The 14,237-nt window shown below is 59.4% G+C and carries 16 protein-coding genes; 2 read left to right on the top strand and 14 right to left on the bottom strand.

The features are described from left to right. Positions 1–17: 17 nt before the first annotated feature. The 4 genes from ACSEXS_RS17200 to ACSEXS_RS17185 are packed head-to-tail and all read right to left on the bottom strand — an operon-like array spanning position 18 to position 4,509. Positions 18–449 carry a type II secretion system protein gene (locus ACSEXS_RS17200; RefSeq protein WP_438434479.1) on the bottom strand — a complete coding sequence of 144 codons (432 nt, stop codon included), beginning with the start codon at positions 447–449 and terminating at the stop codon, positions 18–20. A 33-nt stretch (positions 450–482) separates the two neighbouring features. Continuing rightward, positions 483–1,703 (bottom strand): type II secretion system F family protein, encoded by a 1,221-nt coding sequence (locus ACSEXS_RS17195; protein ID WP_438434478.1) that lies wholly within the window; start codon positions 1,701–1,703, stop codon positions 483–485. Between the two features lie 15 nt (positions 1,704–1,718). Then, entirely contained in the window at positions 1,719–2,783 is a 1,065-nt protein-coding gene (locus ACSEXS_RS17190; protein ID WP_438434477.1) for a type IV pilus twitching motility protein PilT, read from the bottom strand. A gap of 55 nt (positions 2,784–2,838) precedes the next feature. Further along, positions 2,839–4,509 carry a GspE/PulE family protein gene (locus tag ACSEXS_RS17185; RefSeq protein ID WP_438434476.1) on the bottom strand — a complete coding sequence of 557 codons (1,671 nt, stop codon included), beginning with the start codon at positions 4,507–4,509 and terminating at the stop codon, positions 2,839–2,841. A 385-nt stretch (positions 4,510–4,894) separates the two neighbouring features. On the opposite strand from ACSEXS_RS17185, the gene ACSEXS_RS17180 reads away from it, so the two are divergent. Next, the gene (locus ACSEXS_RS17180) at positions 4,895–5,416 is read left to right on the top strand and encodes an acyltransferase (RefSeq protein ID WP_438434475.1); all 522 of its coding nucleotides are present in this window, start codon (positions 4,895–4,897) and stop codon (positions 5,414–5,416) included. A gap of 210 nt (positions 5,417–5,626) precedes the next feature. On the opposite strand, the gene ACSEXS_RS17175 is transcribed toward ACSEXS_RS17180, so the two are convergent. After that, entirely contained in the window at positions 5,627–5,776 is a 150-nt protein-coding gene (locus tag ACSEXS_RS17175) for a hypothetical protein (protein WP_500796483.1), read from the bottom strand. Between ACSEXS_RS17175 and ACSEXS_RS22660 the strand changes: the two genes are divergently transcribed. Further along, positions 5,702–5,881, top strand: coding sequence for a hypothetical protein (locus ACSEXS_RS22660; RefSeq protein WP_500796484.1), 180 nt, complete (start codon positions 5,702–5,704; stop codon positions 5,879–5,881). The two genes, ACSEXS_RS17175 and ACSEXS_RS22660, sit on opposite strands and share 75 nt — an antisense overlap. Before the next feature lie 57 nt (positions 5,882–5,938). Here ACSEXS_RS22660 and ACSEXS_RS17170 read toward each other — a convergent pair whose 3' ends face one another. From ACSEXS_RS17170 to ACSEXS_RS17130, 9 genes are all read right to left on the bottom strand, one after another. Then, positions 5,939–6,274: a type II toxin-antitoxin system PemK/MazF family toxin gene (locus tag ACSEXS_RS17170; RefSeq protein WP_438434473.1), complete on the bottom strand. Its 336-nt coding sequence runs from the start codon at positions 6,272–6,274 to the stop codon at positions 5,939–5,941. Next, positions 6,271–6,543 (bottom strand): AbrB/MazE/SpoVT family DNA-binding domain-containing protein, encoded by a 273-nt coding sequence (locus ACSEXS_RS17165; protein WP_438434472.1) that lies wholly within the window; start codon positions 6,541–6,543, stop codon positions 6,271–6,273. Before ACSEXS_RS17165 ends, ACSEXS_RS17170 begins: the two co-directional genes overlap by 4 nt. 166 nt (positions 6,544–6,709) lie before the next feature. Continuing rightward, positions 6,710–7,858, bottom strand: a complete 1,149-nt coding sequence (locus tag ACSEXS_RS17160; RefSeq protein WP_438434471.1) for a stalk domain-containing protein — start codon at positions 7,856–7,858, stop codon at positions 6,710–6,712. 413 nt (positions 7,859–8,271) lie between these two features. Then, the gene (locus tag ACSEXS_RS17155; RefSeq protein ID WP_438434470.1) at positions 8,272–9,462 is read right to left on the bottom strand and encodes a hypothetical protein; all 1,191 of its coding nucleotides are present in this window, start codon (positions 9,460–9,462) and stop codon (positions 8,272–8,274) included. 28 nt (positions 9,463–9,490) lie between these two features. Further along, complete coding sequence (locus ACSEXS_RS17150) at positions 9,491–10,900, bottom strand: sugar phosphate nucleotidyltransferase (RefSeq protein WP_438434469.1); 1,410 nt, start codon at positions 10,898–10,900, stop codon at positions 9,491–9,493. A 67-nt stretch (positions 10,901–10,967) separates the two neighbouring features. Next, positions 10,968–11,870 carry a dTDP-4-dehydrorhamnose reductase gene (gene rfbD, locus ACSEXS_RS17145; RefSeq protein WP_438434468.1) on the bottom strand — a complete coding sequence of 301 codons (903 nt, stop codon included), beginning with the start codon at positions 11,868–11,870 and terminating at the stop codon, positions 10,968–10,970. Next, positions 11,863–12,870 carry a dTDP-glucose 4,6-dehydratase gene (gene rfbB, locus ACSEXS_RS17140; protein ID WP_438434467.1) on the bottom strand — a complete coding sequence of 336 codons (1,008 nt, stop codon included), beginning with the start codon at positions 12,868–12,870 and terminating at the stop codon, positions 11,863–11,865. Before rfbB ends, rfbD begins: the two co-directional genes overlap by 8 nt. Beyond that, on the bottom strand, positions 12,867–13,436 hold the full coding sequence (gene rfbC, locus ACSEXS_RS17135) for a dTDP-4-dehydrorhamnose 3,5-epimerase (RefSeq protein ID WP_438434466.1): 570 nt from the start codon (positions 13,434–13,436) through the stop codon (positions 12,867–12,869). The genes rfbB and rfbC overlap by 4 nt, the downstream gene beginning before the upstream one ends. 15 nt (positions 13,437–13,451) lie before the next feature. Then, a complete protein-coding gene (locus ACSEXS_RS17130) occupies positions 13,452–14,210 on the bottom strand; it encodes a sugar phosphate nucleotidyltransferase (protein ID WP_438434465.1) in 759 nt (252 codons plus the stop codon). Between the last annotated feature and the right edge of the window lie 27 nt (positions 14,211–14,237).

Below are 14,237 nucleotides of genomic sequence, written 5' to 3'. Positions count from 1 at the left end.
CCCTTTCTATATGATGATTAGTTCAATGGTGCAACTACAGTTGACCCATTATAAAAAGTTACTGTTATGGCGCCATTAGCATCAGTAGTTATAACAACATTATCTATAGTATTCGCCGTTTTGTTCCATGAAATTACATTATTTAAATATCCCAATTCCACGAAATTTTCCGTAGCTCTACCGGATACATCTGTGCTTACTCCAATTGTTGCAGTAGAGGCAGCAGTAGCGCCAGTTCCACCACCAAGATTGTTTTCTGTTGCATAACGAATAGCTGCATCTCTTATTAGTTGTTGGTTAGCCTTATCCGCTTTTATTCTGGAACGTTCAATCGTCTGATTGATAGCAGGAACTGCAATGGCAGCTATAATTCCGATGATAACCAATACAGCCAACAGTTCGATCAATGTAAGTCCCTTTTTGTTCTGGGCTTTCTTAAATACTTTCATGTTCATTCTCCTCTATTCTATTTTTTTACGAACTTAATAGTTCATCTCTTGCATTAATTTAAACGTTGGTGTCATGACCGCCAATACGATGACTCCTACGACACTCGCAAGGAGTAAAATCATTAGAGGCTCTAACAAAGACTTTAGTCGATCTGCCATTGCATCTACGTCTGCTTCGTAGAAATCAGCAATTTTCTCTAACATGATGTCCAGCGCGCCAGTCTGTTCTCCTACAGCAATCATCTCTACCACCATTGGCGGGAATAGTTTGTTCCTCCGAAGTGGTCCGCTCATCGACTCCCCTCTCATAATATCCTCCCTAAGCTTATGGAGGACTTTACCAATTGCTTCATTAGCAACTACCTGCGAGACAAGCGTCAGCCCTTCCATAAGAGGAACAGCCGCAGCAAACAAAGAACTAAAGGTGCGACTAAAGCGAGCAATTGCCTGCTTATGCCACAGCTTTCCGAATACCGGAACCTTGAGCTTTATAAAATCCAGACGTTCCCGTCCGGTTTCGGACTTTCGAATAAGTGCAAGCGTCAGCTTTGGTGCAAGTATAATAAGAAAAACTACATACCAGTAACTTTGCATGAATTCACTCACATGCATAACGATTCGGGTTGGTAAAGGGAGTTCGATATTCATTGATGCGAAGCTATCTACGAACTTCGGGATGACGAAGATCATCATGAACGTCACCACGACGACCATAACCACCGCCATGATGGTTGGGTATACCATCGCCGACTTCACCTTCTGGCGGGTGTTGTGCTCCTTCTCGAAGAAGACGGCGAGGCGCTCCAGCATCGCGTCCAGGTTGCCGCCCGCTTCCCCCGCCTTCACCATGTTGACGAAGATCGGCCCGAAGATCTTGGGGTGCTTCGCCGCCGCATCGGAGAACTGCGTGCCATCCTTCATCTCCTCTGCAATTTCGGCCAACACCTTGCGAAATGGCTTGGTCGGAGCATGCTCGCTGAGCAGGTGGACGGAATCCACCAGGCTAACCCCGGACTTATACATGGTGGCGAGCTGGCGGCAGAAGACGGTGAAATGCTCCAGCTTCACCTTGTCTCCGCCGAGCGAGATATTGAAATCGCGGGTCAGCATGCTGTCATTCTGATCCTTCAAGCTCATGATCCACAGCCCTTGGCTGCGCAGCTGCTCGGAAGCCTGGCTCAGGGTTTGGGCTTCGAGCGTGCCTGTCGAGCTGTGACCGGCTGCAGTGATCGCCTTGTAGTGGTATTTGGGCATCCGGCTGACCTCTCTCTACAGCGTCGTCTCGGCAAAGCCGATTACGGATTCCTGCGCCGTTTCCAGAGTGATGCGGCCAGCCTGGATGAGCTCGCGAAGCGCCTGCTCCATCGTCTGCATCCCCAGGGCCTTGCCGGTCTGCATCACCGAGCGGATCTGATGAACCTTCTCCGAGCGGATCAGGTTGGCGACCGCCGGGGTGTTGACCAACACTTCGACGGCCGCTACTTTTCCGTTACCGTCGGCTGTCGGCAGGAGCCGCTGGGACATTACGCCGAGGAGCACGGAGCTGAGCTGGTAGCGGATCTGCTGCTGCTGGCCGGCGGGGAAGACGTCGATCACCCGGTCGATGGTCTGCGGAGCATCCGCCGTGTGCAGCGTGGCGAAGACGAGATGCCCCGTCTCGGCGGCCGTGATGGCGGTGGTGATCGTCTCCAGGTCGCGCATTTCGCCGACGAGGATCACGTCCGGGTCCTGCCGGAGAGCGGCCCGCAGCCCGATGGCAAAGGAGTCCGTATCCCGGCCGACCTCGCGCTGGTTGACGATGCATTTCTTCGATTCATGGAGATACTCAATCGGGTCCTCGAGCGTAATGATATGCTCGTCCCGCGTTCGATTGATGTAATCAACAATGGCGGCAAGCGACGTCGATTTGCCGCTGCCGGTCGGCCCGGTCACGAGCAGCAGCCCTTGCGGCTTGCCCGCGAACCGTTCCGCCGCTGCCGGAAGACCGAGCGCCGACAAGTCCGGGACCCGGCTCGGAATGATCCGGATGCTTAGCCCGACATGGGACCGCTGCCGATAGACATTCACCCGGTAGCGGGCCACATTCGGGATACTGTAAGCGAAATCCAGGTCCCCGCTGATCCGAAAAGGCTCCCAACTCTCCGCCGGAATCAAAGCGCGGGCGATGGCCTCGGTGTCCTCCGGCTGAAGCACATGCTCTCCGGCAGGTCTCAGCCTGCCGTGAATGCGAAGCATCGTCGGGGAACCCGCCGTTAGATGGATATCGGATGCCCGCTTGTCCACCGCGAGCCGAAGCAGTTCCTCGGCCTGGAGCTCGAGCTTGGTCTCATTCATGCTTCCACGCTGCCTTTCCTAAGATGATCAAAGCTCTGGGGCGGAAGCCGGGCTGTTAATCTTCATCCCGTCCTGATACCCGGAATACTTCGGTGATGGTGGTCAGCCCTTGCACGGCTTTGCGCAGCCCGTCCTCGACGAGAGGGATCATTCCCCGTTCCGTGGCGTATTGGAAATACTCATGGTCGGGTCGCTTTTGCAAAATCAGGGAGCGAAGTCCGCCGTCCAGATGAAGCACCTCATGGATGGCGATCCGTCCCTTGTATCCGGTGCGAGAACATTCGCCGCAGCCGCGGCCGACGTACAGGCGGGATTCCTCGATTCCGAACTTTCTCAGCTCGGCGGCTTCTTCTTCGGGCGGCGTGTAGGCGGTTGCGCAGTGCGGGCAAATCTTGCGAACCAGCCGCTGGGCGACCACGCAATTCACAGAGGAAGCGATAAGGAACGGCTCCACCCCCATGTCGATCAAACGGCTGATGGAGTTGACGGCACTGTTCGTATGCAGGGTGCTGAGGACCAAATGGCCCGTCATCGCCGCGCGAACCGCGATCTCGGCGGTCTCGGCATCGCGGATTTCTCCGACCATGATAATGTTCGGGTCCTGCCGGAGAATCGAACGGAGCCCCTTGGCGAAAGTCAGGCCGGTGACATTGTTGACCTGAACCTGGTTAATGCCGGCGAGCTGGTACTCGACCGGGTCCTCGACGGTGATGACGTTAACCTCATCCCGGTTCAAATGGGCGAGGGCGGAATACAGGGTCGTCGTCTTGCCGCTGCCGGTCGGGCCGGTCAGCAGGACGACGCCGTGGGATTTTTCGATGCTGCGGGTAAAGGTGGACAGATTGCGATCGGAAAAGCCGAGCTTGTTCAGCGGCGTCAGTGAGTTCTCGGTATCCAGAACCCGCATGACAATCTTCTCGCCGTGAATGGTCGGCAATGTCGCCACACGGATGTCGATGCGGCGGAATTCGATGTCGATCTCGACCCGACCGTCCTGCGGTACGCGGCGCTCGGCCACGTTGAGATTGGCCATGATCTTGACGCGGGCGACGATGACGGGCAGCATGCTGACGGGAAGCGTCCGCTCGTTGCGCAGCACGCCGTCGATGCGGTACCGGATGCGCAGGCCGTCCTCCTGGGGATCGAAATGGATATCGCTCGCATTCATCTGCACGGCTTGCAGGATGATCTGATTGACGGTCTTGACGACCGGCGAATCGTTGTCCTGGGCGGTCTGGAGCACTTCCTCCTCGCGCGCCTGCATGCTCTGCGCAATCTGCTCGATACTGTCCTGAAGGCCGTAATAGCGGCCGATGGCCCGAAGCAATTCTTCCTTCGACGCAATAACCGGCTCGATCCGCAGGCCTGTCAGAATGCGGATTTCGTCGATGGCAAAATAATCGAGCGGGTCCGCCATCGCCAGCACGAGCTTGTTGCCGTCGATGCGCAGCGGCAGCACGCAATGCTGCTCGGCCGTCTTTTGCGGAATGAGGTGGACGACCTTCTGGTCGATCTTCTGCCGGTAGATCTGCACGTGAGGAATGCCGAGCTGAAATTCAAGCACTTCGATGAATTGCTGCTGGGTGATGTAGCCTTGGGTGATGAGGACGTCGCCGAGCCGCATCTTCAGTTCCTTCTGCTGGACGAGGGCTTGGCTCAATTGCTCGTCCGAGATGACTCCGGCTTCCTTGAGTAAATCTCCGATCCGCTTGCGCGTGTAAGCCATAGGCATCCTTCCCGGTTCAGTGGAGTCGAAACAGCGTCGAAACAGGCGGATCTTTCAAATAAACAGAGCAAGCTGCTGTGAAGCAAACCATGAAGAGCGCGGCTTTCATTCGGGCATTAGGAAGAATTGTAGATTACCGGCGAAATTAGAGGAATTCTCAAACAATAAGGAATTATAATCCAATTAAATCATGGAGCATAGGGACAGTCAACTACAAAAGTCCCACTTTTCTATAAAATTCGGGACCTGCGAACTAGTGTACGCCTTACAGATGTTGGAAGATATCGGATGGCAATTCGATAGATTTCGCTTGCCAAAGAGGGAGTTGGAAAGTTACAATTTGTATAAAAGATACATATTGTATCGTAAAAAGAGGTGATGGCACGTGGGCTTCAGCCAATCGCTGTACCGCAAGCTCATCGTTAACGGACTCGCCGCCTGGCCGGCGGTCCCCTCCCGGGTGCGGGCCCGGCTGTACCGCTGGGGCGGGATTGACGTGCAGACGACCTTCCTCTCTGCGCGCTGTTATTTCAGCGGCAACCGGGTGACCATCGGAGAGCGTTCCTTCGTCAATGGAGGCTGCTACTTCGAGAATCACGGAGCCATCACAATCGGCCGCGGCGTGTCGCTCGGCATGGAGGTCATGCTCTGCGCTTCCACCCACGAGCTTGGCGGGCCGGATCAGCGCGCCGGCAAGCCGATCGGGCTGCCCATCCGCATCGAGGACGGCTGCTGGATCGGGACGCGGGCGGTGATCCTGCCCGGGGTAACGATCGGAGCCGGCTGCGTGGTGGCCGCCGGTGCGGTCGTGACCCGCGACTGCGCGCCCCATGGCCTCTACGCGGGGACGCCGGCGAAGCGAGTTAGGGATTTGCCGAGTGAGAAAACAGCTGAGGCAGTGGGATAAGAAGGAACTGGATAGTTGGTCGTTGGACAGAATCGTAGCCATGATCTGTTCACGGATACGGAGATCGGCGGATTTGTCCGGTACCGGTTCGACTGAACAATCAAAAAAGACCGCCAAGCCGCTGGTTTATTCGCGGCTTGGCGGTCTTACTCGGCTATCCGGACATCTATCTGACAATCTGGGTTTATCCAGTACCAGTACGTTTCTCTGCTAGCTTGCATAAATCAGGTCAGGATGAAACTTGGTCGTATAGGTATTACGAATCCACCCATACTGAGACAGTACATGATGTCCATCCGTATGGGGAAGCAGAAGGCCGGCAATCCTGGCCGGTTCCTGAATAGCCTCTTTAAAGTCCATACCAGTAGCACGCCGCAAAAAGTGGATCGCATTCCCTTGCTCGCCGCAACCCCAAGGCTCTCCCATGAGCTGCAGGAGATCGACTCGGTGAAGGAGTTCGTTTAGGTATTCGTCGTTGAAATGAGCCCTACAGGTTCCCCCGTTGGGCCCGAAAGGAAGTCTTCAGGCCAGAATTGCGCGGACGTTCCGCATGATGAGTCGCATCGCGTCCGATTCTCGCGGTAGGTTGCCAGCAACTTTAAACCGGCGCACCTGAAAGTCCAGACTTTTAAACTGGTCGGTCAATACCACACCTTGAATCGGCAAGTCAGCCGGAAGCTTGACTTCGAAAGGATAGCCCTTTTCTTGACTGGTGATGGGACAAACGACCGCGAACCCGGTGGCCGCGTTGAATTGGGAATCGGAAAGTACAATGGCTGGGCGGCGACCGGCTTGCTCATAGCCCGCTTGTGGATCAAAGTCAAGCCAGCCAAAGTCGCCCCTGTTCAGAATCGTCAAATGAGCTCTCTCCCTCTGACGCCAAGATCTACTTCTTCATGCTGCTTCTTTCCGGGCTTAATCTGACTGAGCAGCATGTCTAAGTGCTCCCGGAGGATTTCCGGCGTGTCCTCTTGATGGGTGGGCCAGATCAGCAGACGATTATCATCGGTCACCATTATGTTTACTTCGTCACCGTCGGATAGGTTGATTTGTCGCATCATTTGTGATGGGATGCGGATACCGCTGCTGTTGCCCCATTTTGTAACGGTTACCGTGGTCGTGGCCATTATCTCAACATCCCCTTTCCTTTTATATCCCAATTATACCATCCCACTCCGTTTGATGTATATACATTGTATATCCATACTCAAAAGAATTATGCTTATAACAGCTACTTCAGTTCATCCAGTTATTCGCTAGCGTGACGTCACGTGACCGCAACGTTTCGATAACTTACTTGAACTGGCTGAGCGGAATCGAGAATTCGGGAAAACCGGCAACGTACGGGGTATATTGATACGGGGCAAAATAGACGACGGCGGCATGGCTCCGCAGAAAGTAGGGTTGGTCATCGGAGATCGATTCGAACGGTTCCGTCTCGTAATTCGGGCCCAGGACGTAATTGCCCTTCGCGAACCCCTCCTTGACGACTTTATTGACGATCGCCTTGTAGTTCGGATGGCCGCCTACCGCTTGCTGGAGCGTCAGTGTGTCGCCCGTAGACAGGTCGAACGTGAGGGGGACCCTGGCCGGCCTGCCGTGAGCGCCACCGGTATACAAATAGGATTCGAGATACAGGCTGAGCTTACCGTTCAAGTTGCTCGCCACGACGTAATTGACGGTGTACCCTTTCTGGATATGGGCCTGCTCAAATTCGGCTGCCTTCAGCTCCTGGCGGGCTTCTGCGGCGATCGCGGTTACCTTGGTTTGAATCGTCCGGTTGACCTTGTCCTGAACCGCCTCATCCGCAAAGCCCGTGATCTGTGGGTACTGGACGATGAAATCCTGCGTATCGTTCGACTCATCCAAGGTCTTGGCGGCGATCGTCAGTGCGTTGATCGGCAGCGGTGTAACCGTGATCCGTTGGGTCTTGCCGTTGTAATCCACCGCGTAGCCGAACGCCTCCAGAAAGAACCGCATCGGAATGTAGGTAACGCCGTTCTGGACGACCGGCTCGATTCCAAAGAGCCTTTGTCCGTTGATCGTATACGGCTGCGGGTCGGTCGCCTTGGTGACGATGGAGACGTTGCGGCCGGTTACGGTCGAGGCCTGCCTCTGTTGGTCCCAGGACACGCTCAATTCCAGCTGCTCGCTCAGGATGCGCAGGGCGATATATGTCGTCTTTCCGTCGCGGGATTCGGCGCCCGGTACGGACATCGCTGTGCCGTTTATCTTCAGGCTGAGGGTCTTCGGTACGATCACCGACTGTACTTCCCAGGCGTCGCTGGCGTTCATGGAGGAGGCAGCCTGCGCGGCTGGAGCGGCTCCGGGCAGAACCGCTGCGCCGGCCAGGAGAACGGCGGCCAGCGGAAGCGCGAGCCGCTTGGCAGCCACGCTCGGAGCCCGATAAGTAACGACGGGCGAGTTGGGTTGGCTTTTCATGAAATCCAAGCTCCTTTGGCATCGGGAATGGGACGTACGGAGTTAGCCCCGGTTCATTGAATATCGATTCATCCATTGGACGATGTATCGCGGAGAATAGTTCCTACGTTTCCGCGCACGGGGTAAAAGCGAATCCTGCTTCCGGGTTCTGTTCGGACTGCGTTATCCGGCGGTCGAGCGAAGTTTCACGATTGCCAAAAAGCGCCATGAACTTCGTATTGTCGTTTGCATGGACGCGAACACTTGCAGCAGCAGGCCATCCAGACAACGAAAAAGATCGCCTTCCCCAAAGGCCAAGGAGGCCTTGCGGAGCCGGCGATCTTTTATTGAAAACGCAGGTGCCGATTCTATCGCTTACCAATTTCCCGTCTTCCCGAATCGGAATACGGCTTTTCGATGCGGCGCACAGCGGGTTAGCTCTTGCCCTGGAACTTCGCCAGAGCGGCGGCCTTCGCCGAAGCCTTGGCGGATTCGTAGCGGGCGCGCCAGCCCGCGATCTGGCTCTTGCCGGCGGTGCTGTCGCCCGCCTGCTTGTATTCCTTCGCCGCGGCGGAGACGATCGCTTCGAAGGAAGCGTCGCATTCGCCCTCGGCGGCGGCGATCTGCCCCACGAGCGACGTCGGCAGCTCGCCGGTGGCCTTGAATTTGGCCGCCGCCGTCGCCGACAGGGCGGCTACCTTGCTCTGGCAGCGGCTCTGCAGCGCCTTCAGCTTGCTCTCGTACTTAGCGGCGATCGCCGCTTTGCTCGAGGCGCTTGCGGAAGACGAAGGCGCGCCGCTATCGCCCGAAATCCCCTTAGCGCCGCCCTTCTCTCCGGCGGTGCCGGAGCCCGAGCTTCCGCCTCCTCCTGCGGAGGCGGTCCCGCCGCCCGCCGCTCCGTCTGAGCCGGACGGCTTCGCGCTCGGGGAAGCGGCGGACGGGGAGCCTGTTCCGGCAGAGGCGCCTGATGCGCCCGCTGCCGTTCCCGCCGCCGTTCCGGCCGCCTCTCCCGCCGACGCCGCGTCCTTGCCGTCGGCCCCCTTCGATTCGGCAGCCTGCCGCTCATGCAGCTTATCCAGAATCCGCTGCCGCTCGGCCGGGTCGTAGACGCCGACCAGCTCGATCGGATAGCTTTTGTCGAGGATGACCAGATTCTTGCCGTACGGCCGGGTGATCGCCTGCAGCGTAGCGATCTCTTCAGCGGACAGCTTGTCCAGCAGCAGGTCGCGGATGTGCTGCTTCTCCGTCACGGTAAGGTCGCCACTGCTCTGATCGGTCAGGTACTGGATTTCCTTGAAGGATAACCCGGCCTTGACCAGAATGGCGGCAAAGTCGATCGCATCCTGCGACTTGATCGGCTTGCCCGCCAGGTCCTCCGCCTTGGCGGCGGGGGCGGCCAGCTTGCCGGGAAGGGCGGGACCGCCTCCGGCCTCCTCCCCGCCGGCGGGAGATGGGCTCACTACGCCCGGCTCCGCGGCAATCGGATGCCGCGCCTGGATATCGGCCAGGTCGACGTGGTGGATGCGGTACCACAAGTACCCTCCCGTCCCCCCGACAAGCAGCAAAAGGAGGAGCAAGGCTCCTCCCGCCCAGCGCAGCACCCTCCTGCGTCGCGATCGTTTCATCTCATCTCCTCCTTTGGGAGGCGGACAATTACTCCGCCTGTTCATCGGCATAGATGTCGACGTACACCGAAACCTCCTGCATGATCTCCGCCCAATCCGGGGTCAGCCGGATGACATCCTCCTCCACCAGCTCGCTGCCGCTCTGCACCTCAATCATCTCCAGGTCGCTCAGCGCCCGGAGCGAATGCCTCATGCCCGGGGCGATCGTGACCACATCCCCGGCTCCGATCCGACGGTACGAGCCGTCCAGCACCAGCTCGCCGACACCGTCGAGGATCGTCCACACCTCGCGGCGTTTAAAATGCTGCTGGTAGCTCAGGTGCTTGCCCGCGCCGATGCCGATCCGCTTGGTCATGACCTCGCGGCCGTTCGCCAGGGAGCGGTAATCGAGCACCCGGCTCCAGCCCCAGCGCCGCTCCTCGTACATCGGCATGGGATCTATGCCGGAGAGCAGCTCCTTGATCCGCGGGCTGGCCTCTTTGTCGGCGATCAGAATGCCGTCGGGACTGGCGGCAATCACGGCATTGTGAATGCCGAGGACGGTCACCGGAATATCCAGCTCGTTGATGAGGTGGCAGTCCCGCGAATCGCCGCTGACCACGCCCTTGCCGATCTGCGGCGTGTCCAGCTCCTCGGTGAGCGTGTTCCAGGTGCCGAGGTCCTTCCACTTGCCGTCGTACGGCACGCAGACGATATGCTCGGCCTTTTCCACGACCTCGTAGTCGAAGCTGATCTTCGGCATGCGGCCGTACTGCCGTACCATTTCCTCGTAATGCACCGGCAGGCCGCCGGCGATCAGCCGGTTTACCAAGTAGTCCAGCCGGAAGCCGAACACCCCGCAGTTCCACAAAGCGCCTTCGGCGAGCAGTTGCTCCGCCACCTCCCGCTTCGGCTTTTCCGTGAAGCGGCGCACGCGGGCATACGGCGCGGAAGCCCCTTCCTCAGCCGTCGGCTCCGGCACGATGTAGCCGTATTTCTCCGAGGGCAGCACCGGACGCGCGCCGATGAGCGCAAGCTCTGCGCCGGAATCGCGCAGATGTCCGTCGAGCTCGGCGAGCCGGGCGAAGAACTCCTCGTCCACATAGGGGTCGACAGGCAGCACGACCACCGTTTCATCCAGGGCTACGCCCTCGATGGAATACAGATACGCCGCGGCCAAGGCGACGGCCGGGAAGGTATCCCGGCGCTCGGGCTCGGCGATCACCGGCACCTCCGCGCCGAGCTGGCTGCGGATCATATCCACCTGCCCGCCGCCGGTGGCGATGCAGGCGTGGCGGGCGAGTCCGGCTGCGGTCAGCTGCCGCCAGACCCGCTGCACCATGGACTCGTACGTTCCGTCGGGTGCCCGGAGAACCTTGAGGAATTGCTTGCTCCGGGCGTCGTTCGAGAGCGGCCACAGGCGTTTGCCGGAGCCGCCGGATAACAGGACAAGCTTCATCGTCACGAGCCTCCTTGGAATACGAATGGTAAACGGACGCTTTGCGCGTCCGCCGAGGGACCGGCCTTTAGCCGAGCTTCGAATAGCGCGGCGTGAGCGCATGCTCGCGTTCCTGGAAGAACGCGTCCAGCGCGTCCTCCCAGCCCCGCATCGGCGGCAGCCCGGCTTCGGTGAGCTCTGCTTGGCCGAGCACCGAGTAGGCCGGACGCCGCGCCGGGCGCGGGAATTCCGCCGTCGTCACCGGCTTCAGCCAGACGTTCAAACCGGCCCGGCGGAAAATCGCCTGGGCGAACTCGTACCAGGAGCACTGTCCGCCCCCGGCGGCGTGGTAGATGCCGTACCGCTCCGTCTCCAGCAGCCGGGCGATGCAGACGGCCAGATCGACGGTATAGGTCGGGCTGCCGATCTGGTCGTTCACCACCGAGATCGTGTCGCGGGTCTCCGCCAGCTTCAGCATCGTCTTCACGAAGTTGCCGCCGCCCAGACCGTAGACCCAGGAGGTGCGCACGACGAAGGTCCGGCTGGACAGCCGGAGCGCGAACTTCTCTCCGGCCAGCTTGGATTCGCCGTAGACGTTGCCCGGCGAGGTGCGGTCGTATTCACCGTACGGCTCGCTGCCCGTACCGTCGAAGACATAGTCGGTGCTGACGTAGACCAGCTTCGCTCCGTACCGCTCCGCCTCCAAGGCGATATTGCGCGTCCCGAAGGCATTGACGAGAAAAGCTCCGCCGTAATCCTCCTCGGCCGCATCCACCGCCGTATACGCCCCGGCGTGGATGACGGCGTCCGGCCGAATCCGGGCGAATTCCCGCTCCACGGCGTCCGGATCGGTGAAATCGAGCTCCTCCCGGCCGGGGCCGTAGACCTGCCAGCCCATTCCGGCCAGCACACGCACCAGGTCGGTGCCGAGCTGGCCCCGCGCGCCGGTGACGATCGCCGTGCGTTTTGCCATGGGGACCGCGTTAGCCATAGATTCGATCCTCCTCGGCGGCCTGGTACTCGCCGGACTCGATCCGCCGCCACCAGGTCTCGTTCGCCAGATACCAGCGGATCGTCTCGCGGATGCCGACGGCAAAGGTATAGCGCGGGGTCCAGCCGAGCTCGGCAGTGATTTTGGCCGGGTCGATGGCGTAGCGCCGGTCGTGCCCGAGCCGGTCGGCGACGTGCCGGATCAGGCTTTCGGGCTTGCCGAGCTCAGCCAGGATCAGCCGGACGATCTCCAGGTTGGTCTGTTCGTTGTGGCCGCCGATGTTGTAGACCTCGCCCGGCCTGCCGGAACGGACGACCAGCTCGACCGCCGCCGCATGATCCTCGACATGCAGCCAGTCGCGCACGTTCAGGCCGTCTCCGTAGACCGGCAAAGGCTCGTTCGCGAGCGCCTTGGTTATCATCAGCGGGATGAGCTTTTCCGGAAATTGATAAGGGCCATAGTTGTTGGAGCAGCGGGTGATGTTGACGTTCATTCCATACGTCTCGTGGTAAGCGCGCACGAGCAGGTCGGAACCCGCCTTGCTGGCGGAATAGGGACTGTTCGGAGCAAGCGGCGTCGTCTCGGTAAAATAACCCTCACGCCCGAGCGAGCCGTACACCTCGTCGGTCGACACCTGGACGAACTTGGCCACGCCGTGGGCCCGCGCCGCATCGAGCAGCGACTGCGTGCCGAGCACGTTCGTCTCGACAAACACCTCCGGGCGGGCGATGCTGCGGTCCACGTGCGATTCGGCCGCGAAGTTGACGACGGTGTCGATCTTGTACGCCTTCATCAGATGGCTCACCAGCTTGCGCTCGGCGATGTCGCCGCGGATGAAGGTATAGCGGGGGTTCCCCTCCCACTCCCTCACGTTGTCCGGATTGCCGGCGTACGTGAGTTTGTCCAGATTGACGATATGCGCGATGTCCTCCCGCCCCATCATATAGCGGATAAAATTGCTGCCGATAAAGCCGGCGCCGCCCGTAACCAGCATCCTCATGCCGTTCCCTCCCACTCTTCCTTCGTATAGATCGCCGTTTCCGCAAGCCGCGGGTGCCGGCCGTCCTTGTCCGACAAGACCGGCGTCTCCGTCGGCCAGGGAATGTCCAGGTCGGGGTCGTCGTAAGCGATGCCCCGGTCGTGCTCGGTCGAATAGAGCGCATCCACCTTGTAGAGCACCTGCGTGTTGTCTTCCAGGGTGCAGAAGCCGTGGGCGAAGCCCTTCGGCACATAGAGCTGGAGCTGATTGTCCGCCGTCAGCAGGAACGATTCCCACTGGCCGAACGTCCGGGAGTTTTGCCGCAGGTCGATCACCACATCGTGAATGGCGCCCGCCAGCACCCGGATCAGCTTGGTTTGGGCCTTCGGCGGAGTCTGATAATGCATGCCGCGCAGGGTACCGCGGGGAACCGACAGGGAATGGTTGTCCTGAATAAACCCGTTGGGAAGCCCGAGCCGTTTCAGCGTATCGGCCCGGAAGCTTTCCATGAAGAACCCGCGCGCGTCCCGGTGGACAACCGGCTCCAAAAGGTATACCCCGTCGAGCTTGGCCGGGATGAGCTTCATCGGTGAATCCTCCTTTTAGTTGGCGATCGACAGCTTGGGCTTGCGGCCGAAATCGGGATCGAATTCGGCATTCTCCAGCAGCTGGTTGGCAAGCGCGAGGGAAGCGTGCGTCCCGGCGTCGGTCCACCAGCCGTTCAGGATGTCGTAGGACAGCAAGCCCGCTTCGATGTAGTGATTGTTGACGTCGGTGATCTCCAGCTCGCCGCGACCCGACGGCTTCAGCGTGCGGATGATCTCGAACACGCGGGAGTCGTAAAAGTAAATGCCGGTGACGGCGTAAGGACTCTTGGCCCTCAGCGGCTTCTCTTCGATGGACATGATCCGGTCGCCCGCCAGCTCGGCGACGCCGTAGCGCTCCGGATCGGGTACGCGGCAGAGCAGAATCTTGGCGCCTTCGTTCTGCCGCTCGAAGGTGCGGGCGAACAGCCCGATGTCGTCGGCGAAGATGTTGTCGCCGAGGATGACGGCAATGCTGTCACCGGCGGCGAAGTTCTCCGCGAGGCCGAGCGCCTGGGCAATGCCGCCCGCCTGGTCCTGCACCTTGTAAGTGAACGTGCAGCCGAATTCGCTGCCGCTGCCGAGCAGGCCGACCACGTCGCCCATATGCTCGCGGCCGGTGACGATCAGGATCTCCTTTAGGCCAGCGTCGATCAGCTTGTGGATGCTGTGGTAAATCATCGGGTACTTGCCGACCGGAAGCAGGTGCTTGTTCGTTACCTTCGTGAGCGGATACAGCCGGGAACCGGTGCCGCCCGCCAAAATGATCCCTTTCATCGCCATCTCTCCTTTGGATATTCTCGA

This window comes from Gorillibacterium terrae (genome assembly GCF_051594785.1).
Classification (GTDB): domain Bacteria; phylum Bacillota; class Bacilli; order Paenibacillales; family NBRC-103111; genus Gorillibacterium.
The sequence above is the reverse complement of the archived record's forward strand: the minus strand, read 5'-3'. Positions and strand labels throughout refer to the sequence as shown.

Bases quoted from the DNA above. Each gene is read 5' to 3' on its own strand.
- ACSEXS_RS17185 (WP_438434476.1), bottom strand. From the start codon at position 4,509: ATGGCTTACACGCGCAAGCGGATCGGAGATTTACTCAAGGAAGCCGGA.
- rfbC (WP_438434466.1), bottom strand. From the start codon at position 13,436: ATGAAGCTCATCCCGGCCAAGCTCGACGGGGTATACCTTTTGGAGCCG.
- ACSEXS_RS17130 (WP_438434465.1), bottom strand. From the start codon at position 14,210: ATGAAAGGGATCATTTTGGCGGGCGGCACCGGTTCCCGGCTGTATCCG.
- ACSEXS_RS17150 (WP_438434469.1), bottom strand. From the start codon at position 10,900: ATGAAGCTTGTCCTGTTATCCGGCGGCTCCGGCAAACGCCTGTGGCCG.
- ACSEXS_RS22660 (WP_500796484.1), top strand. From the start codon at position 5,702: ATGATGTCCATCCGTATGGGGAAGCAGAAGGCCGGCAATCCTGGCCGG.
- ACSEXS_RS17175 (WP_500796483.1), bottom strand. From the start codon at position 5,776: ATGGACTTTAAAGAGGCTATTCAGGAACCGGCCAGGATTGCCGGCCTT.
- ACSEXS_RS17155 (WP_438434470.1), bottom strand. From the start codon at position 9,462: ATGAAACGATCGCGACGCAGGAGGGTGCTGCGCTGGGCGGGAGGAGCC.
- ACSEXS_RS17190 (WP_438434477.1), bottom strand. From the start codon at position 2,783: ATGAATGAGACCAAGCTCGAGCTCCAGGCCGAGGAACTGCTTCGGCTC.
- rfbD (WP_438434468.1), bottom strand. From the start codon at position 11,870: ATGGCTAACGCGGTCCCCATGGCAAAACGCACGGCGATCGTCACCGGC.
- ACSEXS_RS17195 (WP_438434478.1), bottom strand. From the start codon at position 1,703: ATGCCCAAATACCACTACAAGGCGATCACTGCAGCCGGTCACAGCTCG.
- ACSEXS_RS17160 (WP_438434471.1), bottom strand. From the start codon at position 7,858: ATGAAAAGCCAACCCAACTCGCCCGTCGTTACTTATCGGGCTCCGAGC.
- ACSEXS_RS17200 (WP_438434479.1), bottom strand. From the start codon at position 449: ATGAAAGTATTTAAGAAAGCCCAGAACAAAAAGGGACTTACATTGATC.
- rfbB (WP_438434467.1), bottom strand. From the start codon at position 12,870: ATGAGGATGCTGGTTACGGGCGGCGCCGGCTTTATCGGCAGCAATTTT.
- ACSEXS_RS17165 (WP_438434472.1), bottom strand. From the start codon at position 6,543: ATGGCCACGACCACGGTAACCGTTACAAAATGGGGCAACAGCAGCGGT.